Here is a 1,402-nt window from a genome sequence, read left to right on the forward strand (position 1 = left end):
CGCGCTGCCCGAGGCCGCGGCCGTGGCCGTGGGCGCCGACGGCCGCATCCTGGAGACCTACGGCGTCGTGCCGCGCGACACGCCCTGGGAGATCGTGGAACTGCCGGGAGCGCTGGCCCTGCCCGGCCTGCACGACGCGCACCTGCACGTCTCGGGCATCGGCAAGCGGTGCGAGCAGGCGGCGCTGGAAGGGGCCCGCTCGGCCCTCGAGGCGCGCGACCAGGTCACCGCCTGGGCCGCGGCGAACCCCGACGTCGCGGTGGTCCGCGGCCGCGGCTGGGACCAGAGCCGCTGGCCCGGCGGCGCGTTCCCGACCTGGCGCGACCTCGAGGGCGCCGGCGCGCGGCCGATGGTGCTGCGCCGCGTCGACGGCCACGCCTCGTGGGTCAACCGGGCCATGCTGGACCTCGCGGGCATCACGGCCGCGACGCCGGACCCCGAGGGCGGCCGCATCCTGCGCGACGAGAAGGGCGAGCCCACCGGCGTGCTGATCGACAACGCGGCCGACCTGCTGACGCCGGTGCTGCCGCGCTCCACGGCGGCCGACCAGGAGCGCTGGCTGCTGGCGGGGTTGGCGGCCTGCGCGGACGCGGGCCTGGCGGCGGTGCACGACATGGGGCAGACGCCGGAGACCTGCGACATCGCCCAGCGCCTGGCGGACGAGGGGCGCCTGCCGATCCGGCTGTTCGTCTACCTGGAGGGATCCGAAACCGGTTCGATGGCGGCGCTGACGCGTTATCACGCCACGAGCCGCTTCGCCATGCAGGGCATGAAGTACTACACCGACGGCGCGCTGGGCAGCCGCGGCGCGCTGCTGCTGGCGGACTACAGCGACGAGCCCGGCCGCCGCGGACTCGCGGTCACCGACGCCGCGGACCTCGCCGGCCTGGTGCGCGAGGTGCACCGCCGCGGTTTCCAGTGCGCGATCCACGCCATCGGCGACGGCGGCAACCGCATGGCCCTGGACGCCGTCGCGGCCGCGCAGGCGCCGGACCCGTCCGGCGCGCCGTCGCGCCGCCACCGCGTCGAGCACGCGCAGGTGGTCCACCCCGACGATTTCGCGCGCTTCGCCGCGCTGGGCGCGCTCGCGAGCGTGCAGCCGACGCACTGCACGAGTGACCTGCGCTGGGCCGAGGAGCGCCTCGGCCCCGAGCGCGTCAAAGGCGCCTACGCCTGGCGCACCTTCCTGGACCACAGCGTGCGCCTGCCGCTGGGGTCGGACGCGCCGGTGGAGGACTGGAACCCGCTGCCGGGGATCTACGCGGCGATCACGCGGCAGGAGCCGGACGGCGATCCCGCCGGCGGCTGGCATCCCGAGCAGATCCTGACGCTGGACGAGGCGCTGCGCGGCTTCACGGCCGAGGCGGCGTTCGCGGTGGGGAGAGAGGGCGACCTGGGCGTG

The 1,402-nt window shown here is 76.3% G+C and carries 1 protein-coding gene; it reads left to right on the top strand.

From position 1 onward, the window contains the following. Positions 1-1,402, top strand: a 1,402-nt coding sequence (locus Q7W29_03755) for an amidohydrolase (GenBank protein ID MDO9170927.1), incomplete at both ends; no start/stop codon positions are given.

This window comes from bacterium (assembly GCA_030654305.1).
Lineage (GTDB): Bacteria > Krumholzibacteriota > Krumholzibacteriia > LZORAL124-64-63 > LZORAL124-64-63 > PNOJ01.